Source organism: Pseudoalteromonas shioyasakiensis, from assembly GCF_022398475.1.
GTDB lineage: Bacteria > Pseudomonadota > Gammaproteobacteria > Enterobacterales > Alteromonadaceae > Pseudoalteromonas.
This window is the reverse complement of the sequence record NZ_JAKEVM010000286.1, coordinates 1-1,006: the sequence shown is the minus strand read 5'-3', so window position 1 is coordinate 1,006 and position 1,006 is coordinate 1. Positions and strand designations below refer to the sequence as shown.

General features: G+C 38.1%; 1 protein-coding gene. It reads left to right on the top strand.

Annotated elements, in window-relative coordinates; genetic code table 11:
- Window positions 1-396: hypothetical protein (locus L1D51_RS21505; protein WP_239964842.1), on the top strand; the 396-nt coding region annotated here is incomplete at its 5' end.
- Between the last annotated feature and the right edge of the window lie 610 nt (window positions 397-1,006).

Genomic DNA, 1,006 nt, shown 5'->3' with positions numbered 1-1,006 from the left:
ACTTTTGGCTTTGTTAAAGGAGTTAACTCAGTTATGTTGGAATACATGAACTCAAATAGTGAATATAAACAAAATTATGAATCTAAGTTCGAAAAAGGGTATTTAACAGAAAAGGAAATTGGAGAATTAAAAGGGTTAGAACAAGCCTATATTAATGACTCAAAGGCTAGAGGGGAGCGACAGAATAAATTTTATGGATCATTACTTTTTGGAATGATTGTTTTTTTATTACTTAGTTTTTTCTTAAGTAAAGCTCTCCTAATAACAGGAAATACGTTATTAACTATATTTACTGTTTTGGTTGCGTCTTTTCTAGCAAGTAGTTTGTGGCAAAGCCTCTTTTGGGCAATGTTTTTTTATGCGGGAATTTGGCTAGGCCAAAGCAGGAAAGACTAGCTAGTAAGGATGATTGAGCAAATGGGCTGTACTCTTGGAAGTAATCTAACCTAAACCAAGCAAACGAAAGCCAGCGGGAGCTGGTTTTCTTTTATCTGGCGTTTGGTGATGGCGGTTCTCTTCTTTTTGGTTGGTGCCAAGGGAGGCGAAAATTATAAATTGTTGAATACTCGCTTGATGCCAAACATTAATGGGCTAGTAAAGGTGATGAGCTGTTTAAGGCCCGGATCTGCTCTGGCGAAAATCCGTGGCGAAGGAGTTCGAAATCGTCTAAATCGATAACAGCTCGTTCTTCGCGTCCCTTGAGAGCGTAGCAAGAGTTGCTTGCTGTTATTATCTGCTGAGCCTTAACATCAATTGATACGATCCTTGATGTTGTCACGTAGTCCCCTTCATAAAAGCGGATGGTCGCATCTCCTATAACTGTATCGTACAGCACTTCACCATCAGTTGCTCAACGTGTGTTCAGAGAATAAGATTTCAACTTTCTAAATAATGTAAACGCGCTAATTCTCGGGAAAGATTATATAATAGTGTGAAAAGATATAGTCATCGGGAGGCTGAAATATAAAAGTACTAGTTGAATTGGAATAGTTTCGAACTGTAGTTT